Genomic DNA, 20,932 nt, shown 5'->3' on the forward strand with positions numbered 1-20,932 from the left:
CCGCTAGCGGTCGGGCATGTTGCGGGTGCCCGGCACGCCCTTGAGGAGCCGGCGCAGGGCGGCCTTGCCCATCATGTGGGCGCTGACCGGGGCGGTGGCGAACAGGAAGATCGTCACCAGTGCCTCCTGGACCGAGACGCCGTCCTGCTGGTGGCTGAAGTAGAGCAGCGATCCGATCAGCGTGCAGCCGACGCCCAGGGTGCTGGCCTTGGTGGGGCCATGCAGGCGCGTGTAGAAGTCGGGCAGCTTGGCCAGCCCCCAGGAGCCGATCAGCGCCACCAGGGCGCCGAACAGCAGGAAGGTGGCGACGACGAGCTGCAGGGTCCACGGCATGTCGATGCTGGTCATTCGATGACGTCCCCCCGAAGCAGGTACTTGCTCATGGCCACGGTGCCGACGAAGCCCATCAGGGCAATCAGCAGGGCCAGCTCGAACAGCACGCCGAGCCCCATCCGCATGTCGGCCAGCACGATCAGTGCGATGCTGTTGATCATCAGGGTGTCCAGCGCGAGGATACGGTCGACGATATCGGGGCCCACGGCCAGCCGGTAGAGGTTGAGCAGGGCGGCGATGGCGAAGAGCGTCATGGCGACCGGTATCACGAAAGCGATCATCGGAAGATCTCCTCGAGCGGCTGCTCGTAGCGTTCGCGTATGTCGGCGATGGTCTCGGCCTCGTCCTCCAGGTGCAGGGCGTGCACCAGCAGGGTGTTGGCTTCGGCGTCGTAGTGGATCGACACGGTGCCCGGCGTCAGCGAGATGGTGCTTGCCAGGATGGTGATGGCGAAGTCGTCCTCCAGGGCGAGCGGATAGGTGAAGAAGCCCGGCCGCAGGTGGCGGGCGGGGCGCAGGATGCGCAGGGCCACCACCAGGTTGGAGCGCAGGATGTCCACCAGCAGCACCAGGAGGTAGCGCACCAGCGGCAGGGGGCGCCGGATCTTCGCCTCCTCGGGCCAGAAGCCGTGGGTCACGAAGGGAATGGCCACGCCCAGGGCCAGCCCCAGCAGGGCATGGGCCACGCTGACCTCGTTGACCATCAGCAGCCACAGCAGCGCCAGGAACAGCGAGAACAGCGGGCGCGGCAGCCAGAACTGTCGGGAATGGAACGCGGGCGTCACGGCGAGACCTCCTGGCCGGCGGCGCGGGCGTCCGGCAGCACGGCGTCGATATAGGCGTGCGGGTCGAGCAGCTGCTCGGCAGTCAGTTCGAGGTAGCCCATCACCGGCTCGCCGAACGCCGCCAGGGCGCCGTTGAGGCCGACCATGATGGCCACCAGGGTGAGCAGCCCGGGGCGCAGTGGATAGGGCCTGGCCATGTCACCCGGGCGCCAGAACCAGCTGCTGCCGGTGCGGCTGGTGGCGATGATCACCAGCAGGGCCGAGGCCAGCAGCACGCCCCACAGCCACAGCCCCCGGGGGTCGGCGGCACTGGCCTGGAGGATCCACGCCTTGCTGACGAAGCCGCCGAAGGGTGGCAGTCCCGCCATGGCGATGCCGGCGATGAAGAACAGCGTGCCCAGTTCCCAGCGATGCCCGATGGGGCCGGTCGCGGAGAAGCGGTCGTAGCCCTCCTCGCGCTGCTGGCCCAGCAGGTCGGCGAGCAGGAAGAATACCGCGGCCATGACGGTACTGTGGATCAGGTAGAAGAGCGCGGCGCCCAGGGCGGCCGGGGTCACGAGGCTGATGGTCGCGAGCAGGGTGCCCACCGAGAGGATCACCAGGTAGGCGGTCAGGGTGCGCAGGCTGTCAGAGCCCAGCACGCCGACGCCGCCCAGCGCCAGGGTCAGCAGCGCCAGCGGCCACAGCCAGCCCCAGGCCGTCGCGGCGATGGGGGACTCGCCCAGCGCGAAGACCAGCAGGAAGACCCGCAGGATGGCGTAGATCCCGACCTTGGTCATGATGGCGAAGAGCGCGGCTACCGGGGCGCTGGCGGCCGAGTAGGCCCGCGGCAGCCAGAACAGCAGCGGCAGGATCGCCGCCTTGATGCCGAACACCACCAGCAGGATCAGGCTGGCGGCGGCGAGCAGCGGGGCATCCTCCGGCGGCGCCTCGGCCACGCGCAGCGCCAGGTCGGCCATGTTGAGGGTACCGGTGAGGCCGTAGAGGGTGCCCAGGGCGATCAGGAACAGCGCCGAGCCCGCCAGGTTGATGATCACGTAGTGCAGCCCGGCGCGGCTGCGGGCGCGGCCGCCGCCATGCAGCAGCAGGGCGTAGGAGGCGATCAGCAGGATCTCGAAGAACACGAAGAGGTTGAACAGGTCGCCGGTCAGGAAGGCGCCGTTGAGGCCGGCCAGCTGGAACTGGAAGAGGGCGTGGAAGTGGGCGCCGCGCTGGTCCGTGCCGCCGCTGGCGTAGATCAGGCAGCACAGGCCCAGCACGGCGGTCAGCGCCAGCATCACGGCGGAGAGGCGGTCGAGCACCAGCACGATGCCGAAGGGCGCGGGCCAGTCGCCGGCATGATAGATGAGGTGTTCGCCGCCGCCGGCGACCAGCAGGCACCAGATCCCCAGCAGCACCAGCCAGGCGGTGCTGGCGAAGCCCAGCAGGCGCTGCAGGGGGAAGGGCGCCTGGTAGAACAGCAGCTGGCCGGCGCCGGTGATCAGCGGCAGCAGGATCGGCAGGATCAGGGCATGGTTCATGCGCGATCCTCGTCGGGGTTCTCGCCGTCCACGTGGTCGTTGCGCAGCTCCACCGCGGCCTTGAGGGCCAGCACCACGACGAAGGCGGTCATGGCGAAGCCGATGACGATGGCGGTGAGCACCAGGGCCTGGGGCAAGGGGTCCGCGGAGCGCTCCGAGAGACCGACGATGGCCGGCGCGCCGGCGACCAGGCGCCCCGAGGCGAACAGGTAGAGGTTGACGGCGTGGGAGAGCAGGGTCAGCCCGAGGATCACCGTGAAGGTGCGCGCGCGCAGCAGCAGGTAGACGCCGCAGCTGGTCAGCACGCCGAGGGTGATGGCGTAGAGCAGTTCCATCAGCCGATCTCCTTGCCGGGGCCGGCCACCGTCATCAGCTTGCCGAGGTTGGCGAGGATCAGCAGGGTCGACCCGACCACGGTGGCATAGACGCCGAGGTCGAAGAGCATGGCGGTGGCCAGCTCGAACTCGCCAATGAGTGGCAGGCTGACATGGCCGTGGGCCGAGGTGAGGAAGGGGAAGCCGAAGAGCCAACTGCCCAGACCAGTAAAGGTGGCGATCAGTACGCCGGCGCCGATCAGCGGCCGGAAGGCGGTCAGCATGCGCGACTGGGCCCACTCCAGGCCGCCCGCCATGTACTGCAGGGTCAGCGCCACCGCGGTGATCAGCCCGGCGATGAAGCCGCCGCCGGGCAGGTTGTGGCCGCGCAGGAAGATGTAGGCCGAGACCAGCAGGGCGATGGGCAGCACCAGCCGGGCCACGGTGCTGAGCATGATCGGGTGTGGCTCGGCGACCCAGTGCATGGGATTGGTCTCGACCACCCGCTCCTTGAGGTGCAGGTCGCGGGTGAAGGCGAACACCGCCAGCGCGGCGATGCCCAGCACGGTGATCTCGCCCAGGGTGTCGAAGCCGCGGAAGTCGACCAGGATCACGTTGACCACGTTGGTGCCACCGCCGCCGGGCACGCTGTTGGCGAGGAAGAAATCGGAGATCGTGTGGTGGGGGCGGGTCAGGATGGCGAAGCTGAAGGCCGCCACGCCGACGCCCATCAGCACGGCGATGGCCAGGTCGCGCCCCATCCGGAAGCCGCTCGAGGCCCTGGGCGAGGTCTGCGGCAGGAAGGAGAGCGCCAGCATCATGATCACCACCGCCATCACCTCCACCATCAGCTGCGTCAGGGCGAGGTCGGGGGCCGAGAAGCGGGCAAAGGTGACGGTGACGAAGAGCCCGGTGACGCCCAGCAGCAACAGGGCCGGCAGGCGGTAGTGGTGGAAGGCCACCACGCCGATGGCGGCCAGGCACAGCAGGATGGCCGCCAGCAGGGTGAGCGGGTCGAGCGGGGAGAGCGCCTCGCCGCCGTGCCAGCGGGTCACGCCGCCGAGTGCCAGGCCCACCAGGACCACCACGGTGGCCATGATGAAGGTCAGGTAGCGCTGCAGCGAGCCGTTCTCGAGCTGGAAGACGCGGCGCTGGGAGAGGGCGATGGCGCTGCGCATGATCCAGTCGAAGATCTCCTTGGCGTCGACCTCGGGCAGCCGGGCATGGAGGCGGAACAGGGGGTCGCGCCAGTGGTAGAACAGCGCGCCGCCGGCCAGGGCGAACAGGCTCATCAGCATCGGCAGGCGGCCCCCCAGAGAGGCGAAGTCGAAGGGCGTCACCGTGGCCTGACGCGCCGCGGCGAAGGCGGGATGGACCAGGGCAGCGTAGAAGGCCTCCGGGGCCAGCCCCACCAGCAGGGTGGCGAAGGCCAGCAGCACGATGGGCGACAGCGCCGCCGCTCGCGGCGCGCGCGGCGGCCAGGCCGGCAGGTCGACCGGCCGGCCGTTGAAGAAGACGTTATGGAAGATGCGGATCGAGTAGGCCACCGAGAAGAGTCCGGCCAGGGTCACCCAGAGGGGAATCACCACCACCGCCCAGTCGGGTGCCGTGACCTGCAGGCTCTCGCCGAACAGCATCTTCTTGCTCAGGTAGCCGCTCATCAGCGGCAGGCCGGCCATGGCGGCGGCTGAGACGGCCGAGAGTCCCATCAGCGCGGGCATGAAGCGCCACATGCCGTTGATCCGTCGCATGTCGCGGGTGCCGGTGGCACGATCCACGTAGCCCGCCATCATGAACAGCGGCGCCTTGAACAGCGCGTGGCAGAGCAGGTGGAAGAGCGCCGCCGCCACGGCCATGGGGGTGCCCAGCCCCAGCAGCAGCATGATCAGGCCCAGGTGGGAGACCGTGGAGTAGGCCAGCAGGCCCTTCATGTCGTGCATGAACATCGCCACGAAGGCGCCCACCATCAGCGTCACCATGCCGGTCAGGGTCACCAGGTGGAACCACTCGGAGGTATCGCCCAGCGCCGGGTGCAGCCGGGCGAGCAGGAAGAGCCCCGCCTTGACCATGGTGGCGCTGTGCAGGTAGGCGGAGACCGGCGTGGGCGCCGTCATGGCGTGGGGCAGCCAGAGGTGGAAGGGGAACTGGGCCGACTTGGTGAAGGCGCCCAGCAGGATCAGGTTGAGCATCAGGCCGTAGTGCTCGTGGGCACGGATTTGGTCGCCGGCCGCCAGTACCGTGGAGAGCTCATAGCTGCCGGCGGCCTGGCCCAGCAGCACCACGCCGCCGAGTAGCGCCAGCCCGCCGCCGCCGGTGATCACCAGCGACATGCGGGCCCCGAGCCGGGCCGCATGGTCGTGGGTGTGGTAGCCGATCAGCAGGAAGGAGACGAGGCTGGTCAGCTCCCAGAACACCAGCAGGAACAGCAGGTTCTCGGAGAGCACGATGCCCAGCATCGCCGCCATGAACAGCAGCACCAGGGTGAAGAAGCGCGCCGAGGTGTCGCTGCCCTCGAAGTAGTAGCGCGCGTAGAGCAGGATCAGGCAGCCGATCCCGGTGATCAGCAGGGCGAACAGCAGCCCCAGGCCGTCGAGGCGGAAGGCCACGTCGAGGCCCAGTGCCGGCAGCCAGGAGAGCCGCTGGACTTCGGCCTCGCCGCCGCCCATGACATGGGGCAGCCAGCTCAGCAGCAGCAGCAGGGTGAAGACGGCGGGAAGGGCGGACACCGAGGCGAGCAGCCGAGACGAGCGCCCCCGCATCAGGGCGGGCAGGCAGGCGCCGGTCAGCGGCAGCAGGATGATCAGCGCGAGCGGCATGGGCCAGTCTCCCTGTCCAGCATCGAGTGCGACACGTTCCCTTCACTCCACTCACTTCACACCAAGGCCGCGTCGACCCTCTTGATTGACGTCAACCGAGGCCGATGTCGTGGGAAACGGCCCGAGGGTGCCTCTCGAGATTACCTGCGCCGCCGTGCGGGGTGAAGGCCTTCGGACGACAACCTTGGCCCACCCAGGTGGACGCTGGCCACGACGTCCATCAGCGGAACCTGGGCGCCGCACACTGGTAGGCGCTCACCTTGGGCTGGCCGATTGCCATGCGGGACCCCGCGACAAGGCCGGGCTCGGCAGAGCCGGCGGCCTCACCAACCCGTTCGGCGACTGAATGAACCTCCCGCCTCAGAACGACCCCGCCAGGCTGCCCAGGGTGATCAGCAGCACCAGCGAGATGATGGGGACCACTACGGCCACCACCGCAATATCGAGGTAGGCCTGGCGGTGCGTCAGGCCACAGATGGAGAGCAGCGTGATCACCGCGCCGTTATGCGGCAGCGCATCCAGCCCGCCGGTGGCGACGGCCGTGACCCGGTGCATCAGTTCGGGGGCGATGCCGGTGGCCTGGCCCATGGCCAGGTAGGTGTCGCCGAGTGTCGCCAGGGCGATGCTCATGCCGCCGGAGGCCGAGCCGGTCATGCCGGCCAGCAGGTTGACCGCAATGGCCAGCGAGATCAGGGGGTTGTCGCCGCCTACCGAGGTCACCCAGAGGCTGATCGTGTCGAACGCCGTCAGGGAGGCAATCACCGAGCCGAAGCCGACCAGGCTGGCGGTATTGAAGATCGGCAGCAGCGAGGCATTGGCACCGCTGTCGAGAGTGCTCGTGAGGGCCTCGAGACGACGCAGATTGGTGGCGATGATGACCCCGATGGCGATGACCAGGGCAGCGATGACCGACCAGACGCCACGAACGGACTCGATGCTGGTGGCGCCATAGGTCGGCTCGGCGAGATAGCCGGTGTCCATGGCCGGTATCACCACCGTCGTGAACAGCAGGTTCAGGGCAATGACCAGCACGATGGGCAGCAGCGCCAGGGTCAAGGGAGGAAGATCGCGAATCGGCTGTGCAGTGACCTCGGCCAGGTCGAAGCCTTCGCCTGCCGCGTGTTCGCGCAGGTGACCGGCCGGTGGTGCCTTCTCCTGGTGATTGCCGTAGCCTTCGCCGGTCGCTCGTGCCTGGCGAGCCCGATGGTTCAGCCAGGCCTGTCCTAGCCCCAGCATGACCAGGCCGGTGAGGATGCCGAGCCCAGGCGCGGCAAACGGCGAGGTGCCGAAATAGGGCATGGGAATGGCATTCTGGATGGCCGGCGTGCCCGGCAGCGCCGTCATGGTGAAGGTGAAGGCGCCCAGGGCGATGGTGCCGGGGATGAGCCGCTTGGGCAGGCCGGCCTGACGGAACAGCGCCGCGGCGATCGGGTAGACCGCGAAGGCCACCACGAACAGCGAGACGCCGCCGTAGGTCATCACCGCGCAGGAGAGCACCACCGCCAGGATGGCGCGGGTATCGCCGAGGCGCTCGACGATGGCGCTGGCCAGCACCTCGGCGCTGCCCGAGTCTTCCATCAGCTTGCCGAACACCGCCCCCAGCAGGAACAGCGGGAAGTAGCGGACGATGAAATCGCCGGCAGCCCCCATGAAGACCTGGGTGTAGCTGGCCAGCAGGGGCGTGCCGACCGAGACCAGTGCCACCAGTGCGGCCAGCAGTGGGGCCAGGATCAACAGGCTGAGACCTCGGTAGGCCAGAACCATTAATAGCAGCAGCGCAATGGCGATCGCCGAGATACCGATCATCGATCCTTTCCTGTGCCATGTCCTGTGGGAGCGTCTTGCTGGAGGCGCTGAGCGCCTCGATGGCCGTTGTCACTCGACGCGGTGCCGCTCAACACAACCGGCTGCCGAGCAGCAGCAGGCTGGCATCCAGGGTCTGCCAGCCCCACCAGGCCAGCGCCAGGGCGGCGGTGGCCAGCAGGGCGAACAGCCCCCGTCGGGCGCGACTCATGCCTCGGCCTCGGCGCTGGCCTGGCGCTTCACCGGCACCTCGTCGATGAACCAGTGCAGGGCGGCCGCCGCCACGGAGAGCAGGATGGCGAGCCGCCATACCAGGTCGTAGTCGCCGTTGAGGTCGTAGAAGTAGCCGCCCAGCCAGACGCCCATGAAGGAGCCCAGCTGGTGGAAGAGGAAGACGATGCCGCCGAGCATCGAGAGGTGGCGCACGCCGAACACCGAGGCGACGATGCCGTTGGTCAGCGGCACGGTGGAGAGCCACAGCAGGCCCATGGCGATGCCGAACAGGTAGGCGCTCCCCGGGCTCAGGGGCACGACCAGGAAGGCGGTGATCACCATGCCGCGGATCAGGTAGAGCCAGGTCAGCAGGCGCGGCTTGGAGAGAAAGCCGCCCAGCCAGCCGGCGGTGTAGGTGCCGACGATGTTGAACAGCCCCACCAGCGCCAGCACGGTGCTGCCCACCTGCACGGCGATACCGCTGTCGACCAGGTAGCCGGGCAGGTGGACGCCAATGAACACCACCTGGAAGCCGCAGACGAAGAAGCCCATGCAGAGCAGCCAGAAGCCACGATGGCCGGCCGCCTCGTCGAGCGCCGCACCCAGCGAGAGGTCGCTGGCCAGACGGGGGGAAGGGCGGTCGCGCAACATCCCTCCGAGCGGCACCATCAAGGCCGCCAGTGCGCCCATCACCAGCAGGGCGGCGGACCAGCCGAGCCACTCCAGCAGTCCCAGGGTGCCGGGCAGCATCGCGAACTGGCCGAAGGAGCCCGCGGCGCTGACGATGCCCATGGCCAGGCTGCGCTTCTCGGGCGGCACGGCGCGGCCCACGGCCCCGAGGATCACCGAGAAGGTGGTGCCCGAGAGCCCCAGGCCGATCAGCAGCCCGGCACTCATCGACATCCCCAGGGCCGAGTCCGACAGCCCCATCATGGCCAGCCCCAGGGCATAGAGCAGGCCCCCCCCCACCACGATCCGTGCGGCCCCGAAGCGATCGGCCAGGGCCCCGCTGAAGGGCTGGGAGAGTCCCCAGATCAGGTTCTGCAGGGCCAGGGCGAAGGCGAAGACCTCCCGTCCCCAGCCCAGGTCACTGCTCATCGGCTCCAGGAAGAGGCCGAAGCCATGGCGCAGGCCCATGGCCAGCGAGATGACCAGGCTGCCCAGGACGATGATCAGCAGAGTGTGGCGGCGCAGCGCATCCATTCGGGAACGACCTGTTTGCAGACTAATGACAAGCCACTATCGCGCGTCCGTTTTCCCTTGGCCACTGTCTCTTGTTGGAGACGGCTGCGTCGCCGTTGCGCCACATGGGTAGGGTGGCCAGGGTTCGCTAGAATGCCGCCGCACAGCACCCTGACACGGAGGTTTCCCCATGACCCGACACTCGACGCTCCTGATCTGCCTGCTCGGCGCCAGCCTGTTGCTGGCCGGCTGCAGCTACACGCCCGCGCGCATCCAGTCCGAACCGCTGGTGGTCATCGATGACGACCGGGGCCACGACCACTACGACAGTCGCGGCGGCTTCTGTCCGCCGGGACAGGCCAAGAAGGGGCGTTGCTGACGACGCCTTGCCCGGCGCTGGACGCGTCTACCGCAGGGCGTCTTCCAGGATCTGCAGTCGCCCGGGGACCAGGGCATCCTCCACGGCGGTGATGCGCAGCACGTGGCCGAGGTCCGGGTGGGCCGGACGGGCAATCAGCCGCCCGGCCTCGAGCAGTTCGCGGTTGACCCGTTCGGCGAGCTCGGCGCTGGGCAACCGGATGCCGATGAAATTGGTGGCGCTGGGCAGCACCTCGGCGCCGAGCCCGCGGAAGTGCTCGGTCAGGCGCTCGCGGCGATTCAGCACCGCGGCGATGTGCTCGCGGGTCTCGTCGGGATGGTCCAGCACCACCTCGGCGGCGGCCAGGGTCAGCGTCGAGACCGCATAGTGGATGCGCACCTTCATCATCATCGCCAGGGTCTCGGGCTCGGCGATGGCGTAGCCGATGCGCAGCCCCGCCATCCCGTGGGCCTTGGAGAGTGTGCGCAGGCGGATCACGCCGGGCAGCACCTCGCGGGCGAAGGGAGAATCGGCATCCTCGCGGAAGTCGTGGTAGGCCTCGTCGAGCAACAGCCAGCAGTCGTCGGGCAGCGTCTCGCGCAGGCGGCGAACGGCCGCGTCGTCATGCAGGTGGCCGCTGGGGTTGTCGGGATTGGCGAGGTAGACCAGTCGGGCCTGCTCCCGCCGGGCAGCGGCGGAGAGGGCCTCGAGGTCCGGGGCGAGGCGGCCCGGCGCCTCCTCGTAGGGCACCTCGACCAGCCGACAGCCCTGGCCCCGGGCGAAGTAGCCGAAGGTGGGGTAGGTGCCGGCGGTGGCCACCACGGCGGTGCCGGCCTCGGCCACGGTGCGCAGGGCGAGGGCGATCAGGCTGTCGGCCCCGGCGTCGACCAGCAGGGCCTCGAGCGCAATGCCCTGCTGCCCGGCGAGCCGCTGGCGCACGCCCAGCGCCTCCGAATCCCCGTAGCAGTAGGCATGCTCGACCATGGCATCGCCGAAGTGTGCGCGCAGGGCGCGGTGGGGCATGTCGAGCCCCTCGTTGGAGCCCAGGCGGTGGGGGATCTCGCGGCCCAGGCGGCGCTCCAGCACGCGGATCCCGGGGAAGGGGTTGGTGGGGCCGTCGCCGGTCAGGTGGTCGGGAAAGCGGGGCATCGGGAACTCCCAGTCAGCTGTGGTCGAGGGGATTCAATCACGGTCGGTCAGTCGCGGGGCGGGGTCAAGGCGTCGCCTGCCGAGCAGGACGACGGCAATGGCGCCGAGGATCAGCAGCAGCGCCACCACCACCTGCAGCGTCAGGGGCTCGCCCAGCAGCAGGCTGGCGCTGCCGACGCCGACCACCGGAATGAGCAGGGTGCTGGTGGTGGACTCCCCCACGGTGAGGCGGTTGACGTTGCGAAACCATAGCATCTGCGCCAGGCAGATCGAGAATACCAGGTGGTAGCCGAGTGCCAGCCACGTCGTGTCGAGCCAGTCCCCGGGCGGTGGCGGCGACTCCCGCCAAGCCGCCAGTCCGATCATCGGTGCCGCACAGAGCGCGAACTGCCAGCCGGTGATCACCACCGGGTGGCTCTCCCAATGCCCACGCCGCTTGATCAGCACGGTGCCCAGCGCCCAGGAGAGGGCCGCGCCGAGCATGATGACGGGGCCAATGAGGTCCTCGGTCCGCGCCGCCAGCGCTGCGGGCCCGAGCAGCACGATCAGCCCCAGCTGGCCGGTGGCCAGCCCCAGCCACTGGCGTGTGCTGATCCTGTCGCCGAGCAACCCCCAGGCCATCAGCAATGCCCAGCACGGCATGGTGAAGGCGATGATCGCCGCCTGGGAGGTCGGCATGCGCAGCTGGCCAAAGGCGGTCGCCAGGTTGAAGCCGAGGATGGTGAACAGTCCGGTGACCGCGAGCCACGGCCACTCCCTGCCCCCCACGCGAAGCGGAAGGCCGCGCCAGCGGGCCCAGCCCAGCAGCACCAGCGCACCGGCGGAGAAGCCGATGGCGCGCAGGGTGAAGGGCGGCAGGTCCCGAAGGATGAAGCGCACCGCCGGCCAGTTGCCGCCCCAGAAGAGCCCGATGGCGAGGATCAAGGCCAGCGTGCCGAGCATCGGGCGGGGGGTGAGCGCGAGTGGCAATCGGTCAGGGAGGAAGCGTGCCATCGAGGGGTCAGCCGTCCTGCGGTGCGAGCACCTTGTGGCGATTGAGCAGCCCGTGGGGATCGAGGGCTCGCTTGAGGGTATGCATCAGCGTGATCTCCTCCGGGGTACGCGAGAGGGCAAGGTAGTCGCGCTTTTCCAGGCCGATGCCGTGCTCGGCCGACACCGAGCCGCCAAGTTCGGCCAGTGGTGTGTAGACCAGGTGTTCGACGGCGCGGCGGGCCGCCGGATCGGCACTGCCGACGGTGATGGAAATATGCAGGTTGCCATCGCCCAGGTGGCCGAAGGTGACCATGCGTCCCCGAGGCCAGTCGCGCGCCAGGGCCGCTTCCAGGCTGGTGACATAGCGATTCATCTCGCCGATCGGCAGGCTGACGTCGAAGGTGAGCAGCGGCGAGAGGGCCTGGATCAGCCCCTCGATGTCCTCGCGTATCGCCCAGAGGGCCTGGCGTTGAGCGTCGGACTGGGCGATGACCGCATCACTGATCAACTCGTCTTCCAGGGCGCGCTCCAGGGCAAGGGAGAACTGGGCGCCATGGCTCTGGGGCTCGCTGCCCAGCGATTCGAGGATCACGTAGAAGGGGGCGTCGGGGGAGAGCGGTGGCGTGTGCCGGCCGCTCTCCTCGGTGAGCAGCCGATAGTGGCTCTGCCACATCGCCTCGAAGGCCGCCAGACTGCCGCCGAGATGCCGGCCCAGATGGCCCAGCAGGCCGGTCAGGCTCTCGAAGGAGGGGCAGGCGACCAGCGCCGTCTGCACGTCCGGGGTAGGCGGCTGGAGGTGCAGCACTGCCCGGGTGACGATACCCAGTGTCCCCTCGCTGCCGATGAACAGTTGCTTGAGGTCGAAGCCAGCATTGTTCTTGAGCATGCGGTTCATCGAGCTGACCACGGTGCCGTCGGCCAGCACCGCTTCGAGCCCCAGCACCTGCTGGCGCATCATGCCGTAGCGGATGACCCGGATGCCGCCGGCATTGGTGGCGATATTGCCGCCGATGGTGCAGCTGCCGCGGGCACCCAGGTCCAGGGCGAACTGCAGGCCCACCGCCTCGGCGGCCTGCTGGACGCTCTGCAGAGGCGCCCCCGCCTGTACGGTGAGTGTGGCACTGACCGGGTCGACGGCTTCGATGGCGGTCATGCGCTCAAGCGACACGGCCAGCTCATCGGGGCCCGCCTCGGTGCCATGCACGAGTCCGGTGAGGCCGCCGTGGGTGACCACCGGCTGGCGGGCGGCGTGGCAGGCACGCATCACCTCGGCGAGCTCCCTGGTCGATCCCGGTCGCACGATGGCCCCGGCGCGGCAGGGGGCACCGGTCAGCCAGTCGACGCGTCGAGCACTGACATCCTCGCCGGTGAGGACGTTGGCGGCGCCGACGATGGCGGTGATCTCCTTCAAGAGGGCTTCCATGACAGGTTCAGGCTCCGGGTGGGTCAGGCGGTCGCCAGGACCTGCGCCCTGCCGGGGATGGCCTCGAGCAGTTCGCGGGTATAGGCCTCCTGCGGCGAGAGGAAGACCGCTTCCGCGGTGCCGTGCTCGACGATGCGACCGTGCTGCATGACGATGATGTGGTCGCAGATCTGGGCGGCGACGCGCAGGTCATGGGTGATGAACAACAGCGATAGCGAGAGCTTCTGCTTCAGGTCCTCGAGCAATTCCAGGATCTGCGCCTGAATGGAGACGTCCAGGGCCGAGACGGCCTCGTCGGCGACGATCAGTTCGGGATTGAGGGCCAGCGCCCGGGCGATGCCGATGCGCTGGCGCTGGCCACCGGAGAACTCATGGGGGAAGCGTTCGGCCGAGGCGGCGCCCAGGCCGACCAGGTCGAGCAGGTCACCGGCCTCCTTGAGCGCCTGCTGCCGGTTCACGCCGTTGGCGATGGGCCCCTGGGCGATGGCCATGCCGACCCGGGTGCGCGGGTTGAGCGAGGCATAGGGGTCCTGGAAGATCATCTGCACCCGCCGGCGCTCGCGGCGCAGGATCTCGCCCTTGAGGCTGGTGAGGTCGACGCCGTCGAGCAGCAATTCACCGCTGTCGGGCCGCTCCAGGCGAACCACGCAGCGTCCCAGGGTCGACTTGCCGGAGCCCGACTCGCCGACGATGCCCACCGTCTCGCCGCGTGCCATGGTGAAGCTGACGTCGTCCAGGGCATGGACCTCACGCGAGGGCTTGAAGAGGCCTCCGCGGGAGCGGAAGACCTTCTGCAGGTGACGCACCTCGAGCAGCGGGGCACTCTGGTCGGCCTCGCGGGCGGCGGGCATGGCGTTGCTGGGAATCGCCTCGATCAGCGCCCGGGTATAGTCGTGCCGGGGATGTTCCAGCACCTCCCGGGCCTCACCGAGTTCGACGATGCGCCCCTCGCGCATCACGCAGACCCGGGTCGCGATCTCGGCCACCACGCCGAAATCGTGGGTGATGAACATCACGGCCATGCCGTGGCGACGCTGGAGGTCGCCGATCAGGTCGAGGATCTGTGCCTGGGTGGTGACGTCCAGCGCCGTGGTGGGTTCGTCGGCGATCAGCAGCTCCGGCTCGAGCGCCAGGGCCATGGCGATCATCACCCGCTGGCGTTGGCCGCCGGAGAGCTCGAAGGGATAGGCGCGGATGGCCTTCTCGGGCTGGGGGATGCCCACTTCCGTCAGCAGCTCCAGGGCACGGGCCTGTCGCTCGCGCGGGGTCAGCCTGTTGTGGGCCTCGAACACTTCTCCGATCTGGGCGCCGACCCGCATCAGCGGATTGAGGGCGGTCATCGGCTCCTGGAAGATCATGCCGATACGCAGCCCGCGCAGGGCACGGTGCTGCGTCTCGGTGAGCTGGAGCAGATCCTGGCCATCGAACACCACCTCGCCAGCGGTGGCCCGCACCCCCTTGGGCAGCAGGCCCATGAGGGCATTGGCGGCCATCGACTTGCCGGAGCCGGACTCGCCGACCACGCACATGATCTCGCCGCGTGCCACGTCATAGCTGACGTCCTCCACGGCGAAGTCGCGATCGGCACCGTGCGGCAGGGCAATGCTCAGGTGGCGAATGCTCAGCAGGGTGTCAGTCATGGGATTCTCCTTCGCCACCGCTCATGAACGTTCCCGGGCGAGCTTGGGGTTGAGAGCGTCGTCGAGGCCTTCGCCCACCAGGTTGAGTGCCAGCACGGTGAGCAGGATCGCCACACCGGGGAAGAAGCTCAGCCACCAGGCCTGACGGATCACCGTGCGTGCCGCCCCGATCATGTAGCCCCAGGACATCACGTTGGGGTCGCCCAGGCCGAGGAAGGAAAGGGCGGACTCCAGCAGGATGGCCGTCGCCACCATCAGCGAGGCCAGCACGATGATCGGTGACAGGGTATTGGGCAGGATTTGACGCAGGATGATGGTGGCGTTGGTCTGGCCCACCAGCCGGGCGGCTTCCACGTACTCGCGGTGTCGCAGTGACAGGAACTCGGCGCGCACCAGGCGCGCCACCGGCGGCCAGCTGACGATGGCGATGGCCAGCACGATGGAGGTGATGCTGGGCTGCATGATCGCGACCAGCACGATGGCCAGGGCGAAGTTGGGGATGGTCTGGAAGAACTCGGTGAAGCGCATCAGGGCGTCGTCGACGAGGCCCCCGTAGTAGCCGGCAATGGCCCCCAGCGGCACGCCGATCGCCAGGGCCACCGTGGTCGAGACCAGCCCGATCAGCAGCGAGACCCAGGCGCCGTGCATCAGGCCGGCCGCGACGTTGCGTCCCATGGTGTCGGTACCCAGCGGGAAGCCTTCCGTCTCGAGCGGCGGCAGGAAGGGGCGCTGGACCATGCGCCAGGGCGATTCGGGGAACAGCAGCGGGGCCAGGATGGCCATCAGGATGATCGCCATCAGGATGATCAGGCCCACCAGGGCGCCGCGGTTCTGGGCGAAGCGGGCGAAGAAGCTCATGACGCCTCCTTGATGCGCGGGTCGGCCAGGCGGTAGACGAGGTCGGTGATGATGTTGAAGACGATCACCAGGGCCGCCGAGAAGAAGAAGATGCCCAGCAGCAGGTTGTAGTCGCGTTGCTGCAGGGCCTCGAACATCAACCGGCCGATGCCGGGCCAGGCGAAGACCGTCTCGGTGAGGATGGCCCCGCCGACCATCTGCCCCGCCTGCAGGCCGGCCAGGGTGATGATCGGCAGCAGGGCGTTGCGCAGGATGTGGCGTCGCTGGATGACGCTGTTCTTCAGGCCCTTGGCGCGTGCCGTCTTGACGAAGTCCTGCTGGGCGGCCTCGAGCATCGACGCCCGCGTCATGCGGGTGTAGATGGCCATGAAGAACAGCGCGAGCGTGGTGGCCGGCAGGATGAGGTGCTTGCCGACGTCCAGGGCGAGGGCGAACCCCTCCAGGCCCGCGCCCACGGTGTACATGCCGTAGGCCGGCAGCCAGTCGAGATAGACCGAGAACAGCACCACGGCCATCAATGCGACCCAGAACAGCGGGGTAGCGTAGAAGATCAGCGCCAGGGCCATGATGATCGAGCCCGAGGGCTTCTTGACCCGGGCCGCGGCCAGCGAGCCGGCGACGATGCCCAGCACCAGCGACAGCACGAAGGCGGTGCCGGTGAGCAGCAGGGTGGCCGGCAAGCGAGCCAGGATCAGGTCGAGCACCGGCACCTGCTGGCGGTAGGAAAAGCCGAAATCAAGCATGGCCACGCCGGAGACATAGCGCCACAGCTGCACGTGGAGCGGCTGGTCCAGGCCGAAGCGCTCGGTCAGCTGGCGCAGGAACTCCGCATCGGTGGCCCCGGCCTCGCCGGCCAGGATGGCGGCCGGGTCGCCCGGCGCCATCTGGATGAGGAAGAAGTTTAAGATGATGATCATGAACAGCACGATCACGGCCTTGAGCAGCCGTGACGCGATCAGCCTGACATAGAGCATGCCATTACCCCCTGGCGACGTGGGACGCGGTGGAACGGCGCAGGGGCGGCCGTGAGGGCCGCCCCGCATGGCTTACCTGTCGAGCCAGGCGTCCTTGAAGCCGTCATTGACGCCCACGCCCGAGGTCACCAGGTCCTTGACGTCACAGCGGTAGATGGTCGGGAAGCCGAGTTCCAGCAGCCAGCCCACCGGCACGTCCTCCTGGAGGATCTCCTGGACCTCGTGATAGAGCGCCTCGCGCTCCTCGTCCGGAAAGGCCGTTGCGGCCTGGTTGAACAGCTCGTCGACCCGCTCGTTCTCGTAGCCCTCGACGTTGTTCCAGGGCGAGCCCTTCTCGATGTTGCTGGAGAGGTAGGTGCGCGAGATGCCGAGTGCCGGGTCGCCATACTGGTAGAGGTAGGTGAAGGCGAGGTCGTAGTCCCAGTCGCCGAGGCGCTGGTTCCAGCCGCCCACGTCGGTGGCCTCGGTGCGCACGTTGATGCCGACCTCCTTGAGATTCTGCTGCACGGCCTCGGCCCAGCGCGTCCAGGTCTCGCCATAGGGCAGCGGCAGCAGGCGGACCTCCTCGCCGTCATACCCCATCTCGTCGAGTAGCTCGCGGGCGCGGTCCGGGTCGTGGTCGTAGGGCTCCAGGTCATCGTTCTGGAACCTGGCGTTGGAGCCGAACGCCCCCAGCGGTACCTGGCCCAGGCCATTCCACAGCACGTCGCGGGCAAACTGGCGATCCATGGCGTACATGACCGCCTGCCGGAAGCGCTTGTCGGCCGTGGGGCCCTCGCGGTTGTTCATCCACAGCATGGCGAAGGGGCTGAAGTACTCGTGGCCCTGCTCGGTCACGCAGGTGTTGTCCAGTTCGGTGAGGCGCGGGATGTCGAAGTTCTCGACGGTGCCGTAGGGCAGCACGTCGACGGTGCCGTTCTCGTAGGCGACCGCGCGGGAGGCGCCATCGGGGATGATGTGCCAGTTGATGCCGTCGAGGTAGGGCAGGTCCTCCTCGTAGTAGTCCTCGTTCTTCACCAGCTGGATGACGGTGCCGCGGTCCCAGTTGTCGAACTTGAAGGGGCCGGTGCCGATGGGATGGTTGTTGGCCTCGTTGTCGCGGAACTCGGTGCCCTCGTAGATGTGCTTGGGCACCATGGTGAAGGTCCCCGCCTCGAAGGAGATCAGGAAGGGGCCGAAGGGCTTCTCGAGAGTGAAGACCACGGTGTGGTCGTCGGTGGCTTCGATGGATTCCACATGCTGCAGCACGGCACGGGCGCTGGGGTTGAGCTCGCGGTGGAAGACATCGGCGGAGAACACCACGTCCTCGGCGGTGAAGGGCTCGCCATCGTGCCAGGTGACATCCTCGCGCAGGTGGAAGGTCCAGGTGCGTCCGTCGTCGCTGACCTCCCAGGATTCTGCGAGCTGGGGTTGGGGCTCCAGGTCGGTGGTATAGCGCAGCAGGCCTTCGTAGATGTTGCCGGCGACCGTGCGGGTCGGGGCGTTCTGGATCATGCCCAGCACCAGGCCCGGCGGCTCGGGCTGGATGATGGTGTCGATGACCCCGCCGGCCTTGGGCTCGTCGGCGAAGGCGGAGGGGGCGGTGATGGCCGCGGCGGCAAGGGCGATGGCCAGTGGTGTCTTCATGATGCTGTCCCCGTTGTGGCGATTGTTGTTGGCAATGGGCAGTCACTCGGATGAAGCTAGCAGGCACCTCTCGAGCTGTCGACAGTCGTCAATCGACGGTCGACAAGCGGCGCCCCTTGGCCATACTGGGAGGGAAGCCTTCCCGACGCGAGTCCGAGCCGCATGCCCGCATCCCCAGTCGTCACGCCCGCCGCCTTCATCCAGCAGCGAAACCTGGTGGACCAGGTGGCCGACTACCTGACCCAGGCCATCATCGGCCAGCGCTTCGCCCCCGGCGAACGGTTGTCCGAGGTGCAACTGGCCCGCGACCTCGGGGTCAGCCGCGCGCCGGTCCGTGAGGCAGCGCGGCTCCTGGAGAGTCGCGGCCTGCTGGTCTCCCAGCCCCGGCGTGGCTTCTTCGTGCGGGCGTTGGATGCCGGAGAGCTCGCCGACATCTTCGACCTCCGGCTCTGCCTGGAACGCCATGCCATGGAGCGGCTCGCCGGGTCCTGTCCGTCCGGGGCCCTGCCGGCACTGCGGCGACAGGTCGAGGTGCTGTGCGAGGCGTCGGGCAGCGGCGACGAGAGCCGGCGCATCGAAGCGGACCTGGCCTTCCATCGCCTGCTGATCGCCTCGGCAGGAAACCGCCGCCTGCTCAGGACCTTCGATGACCTGGCCCACGAGCTGCGGCTGTGCATCACCCTGATCACCAAGACCCACGAGGCGCCGGACTCCATTGCCGAGAGCCATCACCTGCTGCTCGATGCGTTGGCCAGCGGCGATGCTCCGCGCTGTCGCGAGGCCATCGATTACCACATCGGCGTGGCGCGGGACTATGTGGTCCAGGGCATCGAAGGGGCTCGGGAGTGATCACTAGGCCCTCCCACCCGACTTGCTTTCCACCTTGCGTCACGCCATGTTGACGCTGTCGATGGCGACTGGAAGGCGATACCCAGATGACCCTGCTCGATCTTCGCGCCGCCACCCTGGGCCAGGAGCACGTGGCTCATGCCCATGACCACCACCAGCTGATCCTCGCCACCCGCGGGGCCACCGAGCTCTCCATCGAGGGGCGGGGGGATCGGATCACCGGCAGCCGGGGTTGCCTGATTCCCTGCGGCCGCCACCATGACTATCGGGGTGATGGTCGCAACCGCACCTTCGTGCTCGACATTCCTGCCTCGAGCCTGCCGGCCCTGCGCGATGGCGAGGCCATCGGGCGCCTCTTCGAGCGATCGCGCTTCTTCGCCGTGCCGCCACGCCTCAACCGCCTGGCGGCAAGCCTGATGCAGCAACTCGAGTGCTGTCCGGCCCTGCACAGCGAGATCGCCGCGCTGCTGCTGCGGGCCCTCTATCTCCACCTCGAGTCCGACCCCCTGTCCGCGGGTGCCGGCATGGCTGCCAGCCCGGGGGCTAGCGAGCGCCTCGACCTGGCGCGCCTGGACGCCTGGATCGACCGACACCTGGCGGACGAGATCCGCGTCGAGCAGCTGGCCGCGCTCTGCGCCCTGAGCGCGGGCCACTTCCACGCCTGCTTCCGGGAGCTGACCGGCGTGACCCCGCTCGCCTATGTCCAGCGCCGGCGCCTGGATCACGCCCGAGCCCTGGTCACCCACAGCGGCCTGAGTCTCGGCCACATCGCCTCCCTGGTGGGCTTTCGCGACCAGGGCAGTTTCTCCCGCGCCTACCGCCGACGCTTCGCCGTCTCGCCCTCCCGGGCGCGCCGTGAGGGCCAGGCATTCCCGAGTCTCGGGCAAGAGCATCGCAGTTGCGGGCAAGCAGGCGGGCCAGAGTCGACCTAGTCTGAAGGTCAGCTGTCTCGTTGTGTCCTCTGCTGGGAGGGCGAGACAGGGTCACGATAATGACAAGACGACGCGAGGTTGACCATGAAAGCGAAGACTCTCCCCGGTGCCCTGGCGCTGGCCGCTCTACCGCTGGCCATCGCCAGCACCCAGGTGCAGGCCCAGTCCACGGAAATGGCCATCGCCACCATCCTCCCGGAGGACATGAGCAACAACGAGGTCTATCCGGCGCTGGTGCATTTCAAGAACCTGGTCGAGACCCGGACCGATGGCGAGATCACCGTGTCGATCTTCGGCAACAGCCAGCTGGGTTCCGAGGTGGAGACCGGGTCCGAGGTCCAGGGCGGCCGGACCCTGCAGTCCACCATCATCACCACCGGGGCCATGTCGTCCTTCTATGACGACTATCAGCTGATGACCGCCCCCTTCATCTTCGATAACTGGCGCCAGGCCTGGACCTTCTTCGACAGCGAGTGGTTCGCCGACTTCATGTCGGGGACCATCGAGGAGGCCGACATGCGCTACCTGGGCACCTTCGATGACGGTGGCGGCTTCGTGGCCTTCACCAACAACGAGCGCCTGATCAAGACCGTGGAGGACCTCGAGGGGCTCAATATCCGCACCGAGGAGAACCCGGGGCACGTGGCCATCATGAAGTCGCTGGGCGCCTCGGCCACGCCGCTGCCCTGGGGTGAGGTGATCACCGCCCTGGAGACGGGCCTCGCCGACGGCCAGTTCAACGCCCCGGTGCTCAACACCACCTACAACTTCGACGAGGTGACGGACTACACCACCTTGACCGGCCATGTCTACAACAGCGCCGCCTGGCTGGTCAGCGAGGAGTGGTTCCAGAGCCTGACCGAGGCGCAGCAGGAGGCCATCGTCACCTCCGCCCGCGAGGCCGTCGCCATCGGCCACGGCATGTCCGGGGCGCTGGCCACGGCCAGCTGGGAGGAGTCCTGCGAGCGCTTCGAGGAGTGCTACATCATGCCCCCCGAGGAGCGGGCGCGCATGTCGGAGGTCGCCACGCCCGCATGGAGGGACTGGATCGTCAACGACTTCGGCATCGAGGCCGACAAGGTCGATGCCTTCCTCGCGGAGGTGGCCCGGGTCGGTGAGGAGGTGAGCGAATCGGACGTGGCCGTCTATGGCCGCTGATGGTCGACCCTGATCCGCCCCGTCGACC

19 protein-coding genes are annotated in these 20,932 nt (G+C 68.4%); 4 read left to right on the forward strand and 15 right to left on the reverse strand.

The features are described from left to right. Positions 1–3: 3 nt before the first annotated feature. The 8 genes from QLQ86_RS04990 to QLQ86_RS05025 form a co-directional block, all read right to left on the reverse strand. A complete protein-coding gene (locus tag QLQ86_RS04990) occupies positions 4–348 on the reverse strand; it encodes a Na+/H+ antiporter subunit G (RefSeq protein WP_282816111.1) in 345 nt (114 codons plus the stop codon). Next, positions 345–614: a K+/H+ antiporter subunit F gene (locus QLQ86_RS04995; RefSeq protein ID WP_282734671.1), complete on the reverse strand. Its 270-nt coding sequence runs from the start codon at positions 612–614 to the stop codon at positions 345–347. The genes QLQ86_RS04990 and QLQ86_RS04995 overlap by 4 nt, the downstream gene beginning before the upstream one ends. Further along, complete coding sequence (locus QLQ86_RS05000; RefSeq protein WP_282816112.1) at positions 611–1,117, reverse strand: Na+/H+ antiporter subunit E; 507 nt, start codon at positions 1,115–1,117, stop codon at positions 611–613. Before QLQ86_RS05000 ends, QLQ86_RS04995 begins: the two co-directional genes overlap by 4 nt. Beyond that, positions 1,114–2,637, reverse strand: a complete 1,524-nt coding sequence (locus QLQ86_RS05005) for a monovalent cation/H+ antiporter subunit D (protein WP_282816113.1) — start codon at positions 2,635–2,637, stop codon at positions 1,114–1,116. Before QLQ86_RS05005 ends, QLQ86_RS05000 begins: the two co-directional genes overlap by 4 nt. After that, complete coding sequence (locus QLQ86_RS05010; protein WP_282734668.1) at positions 2,634–2,972, reverse strand: Na+/H+ antiporter subunit C; 339 nt, start codon at positions 2,970–2,972, stop codon at positions 2,634–2,636. Before QLQ86_RS05010 ends, QLQ86_RS05005 begins: the two co-directional genes overlap by 4 nt. Then, complete coding sequence (locus QLQ86_RS05015; protein ID WP_282816114.1) at positions 2,972–5,767, reverse strand: monovalent cation/H+ antiporter subunit A; 2,796 nt, start codon at positions 5,765–5,767, stop codon at positions 2,972–2,974. The genes QLQ86_RS05010 and QLQ86_RS05015 overlap by 1 nt, the downstream gene beginning before the upstream one ends. 360 nt (positions 5,768–6,127) lie before the next feature. Beyond that, positions 6,128–7,573, reverse strand: coding sequence for a GntP family permease (locus tag QLQ86_RS05020; RefSeq protein ID WP_282816115.1), 1,446 nt, complete (start codon positions 7,571–7,573; stop codon positions 6,128–6,130). A 204-nt stretch (positions 7,574–7,777) separates the two neighbouring features. After that, positions 7,778–8,986, reverse strand: coding sequence for an MFS transporter (locus tag QLQ86_RS05025; RefSeq protein ID WP_282816116.1), 1,209 nt, complete (start codon positions 8,984–8,986; stop codon positions 7,778–7,780). A gap of 169 nt (positions 8,987–9,155) precedes the next feature. Here QLQ86_RS05025 and QLQ86_RS05030 point away from each other — a divergent pair, with 169 nt between their 5' ends. Continuing rightward, a complete protein-coding gene (locus tag QLQ86_RS05030) occupies positions 9,156–9,344 on the forward strand; it encodes a hypothetical protein (protein ID WP_282816117.1) in 189 nt (62 codons plus the stop codon). A 27-nt stretch (positions 9,345–9,371) separates the two neighbouring features. On the opposite strand, the gene QLQ86_RS05035 is transcribed toward QLQ86_RS05030, so the two are convergent. From QLQ86_RS05035 to QLQ86_RS05065, 7 genes are all read right to left on the reverse strand, one after another. Continuing rightward, a complete protein-coding gene (locus QLQ86_RS05035; protein WP_282816118.1) occupies positions 9,372–10,472 on the reverse strand; it encodes a pyridoxal phosphate-dependent aminotransferase in 1,101 nt (366 codons plus the stop codon). A 33-nt stretch (positions 10,473–10,505) separates the two neighbouring features. Continuing rightward, positions 10,506–11,465, reverse strand: a complete 960-nt coding sequence (locus QLQ86_RS05040; protein ID WP_282816119.1) for a DMT family transporter — start codon at positions 11,463–11,465, stop codon at positions 10,506–10,508. Positions 11,466–11,472: 7 nt separating this feature from the next. Then, the gene (locus QLQ86_RS05045) at positions 11,473–12,867 is read right to left on the reverse strand and encodes an FAD-binding oxidoreductase (RefSeq protein ID WP_282816120.1); all 1,395 of its coding nucleotides are present in this window, start codon (positions 12,865–12,867) and stop codon (positions 11,473–11,475) included. Between the two features lie 23 nt (positions 12,868–12,890). Then, positions 12,891–14,507 (reverse strand): ABC transporter ATP-binding protein, encoded by a 1,617-nt coding sequence (locus tag QLQ86_RS05050; protein WP_282816121.1) that lies wholly within the window; start codon positions 14,505–14,507, stop codon positions 12,891–12,893. Positions 14,508–14,528: 21 nt separating this feature from the next. After that, a complete protein-coding gene (locus tag QLQ86_RS05055) occupies positions 14,529–15,365 on the reverse strand; it encodes an ABC transporter permease (RefSeq protein ID WP_133635000.1) in 837 nt (278 codons plus the stop codon). Beyond that, positions 15,362–16,339, reverse strand: a complete 978-nt coding sequence (locus QLQ86_RS05060; RefSeq protein WP_282734659.1) for an ABC transporter permease — start codon at positions 16,337–16,339, stop codon at positions 15,362–15,364. The genes QLQ86_RS05055 and QLQ86_RS05060 overlap by 4 nt, the downstream gene beginning before the upstream one ends. A gap of 72 nt (positions 16,340–16,411) precedes the next feature. Beyond that, the gene (locus tag QLQ86_RS05065) at positions 16,412–17,965 is read right to left on the reverse strand and encodes an ABC transporter substrate-binding protein (RefSeq protein WP_282734658.1); all 1,554 of its coding nucleotides are present in this window, start codon (positions 17,963–17,965) and stop codon (positions 16,412–16,414) included. Positions 17,966–18,127: 162 nt separating this feature from the next. Here QLQ86_RS05065 and QLQ86_RS05070 point away from each other — a divergent pair, with 162 nt between their 5' ends. From QLQ86_RS05070 to dctP, 3 genes are all read left to right on the forward strand, one after another. Beyond that, positions 18,128–18,814 (forward strand): GntR family transcriptional regulator, encoded by a 687-nt coding sequence (locus QLQ86_RS05070; protein WP_282734657.1) that lies wholly within the window; start codon positions 18,128–18,130, stop codon positions 18,812–18,814. An 86-nt stretch (positions 18,815–18,900) separates the two neighbouring features. After that, positions 18,901–19,746 carry an AraC family transcriptional regulator gene (locus QLQ86_RS05075; RefSeq protein ID WP_282816122.1) on the forward strand — a complete coding sequence of 282 codons (846 nt, stop codon included), beginning with the start codon at positions 18,901–18,903 and terminating at the stop codon, positions 19,744–19,746. An 84-nt stretch (positions 19,747–19,830) separates the two neighbouring features. Beyond that, positions 19,831–20,904, forward strand: coding sequence for a TRAP transporter substrate-binding protein DctP (dctP, locus tag QLQ86_RS05080; protein WP_282816123.1), 1,074 nt, complete (start codon positions 19,831–19,833; stop codon positions 20,902–20,904). Positions 20,905–20,932 lie beyond the last annotated feature (28 nt).

Origin of the sequence: Halomonas rhizosphaerae (assembly GCF_030012485.1) — a bacterium.
Classification (GTDB): domain Bacteria; phylum Pseudomonadota; class Gammaproteobacteria; order Pseudomonadales; family Halomonadaceae; genus Halomonas; species Halomonas rhizosphaerae.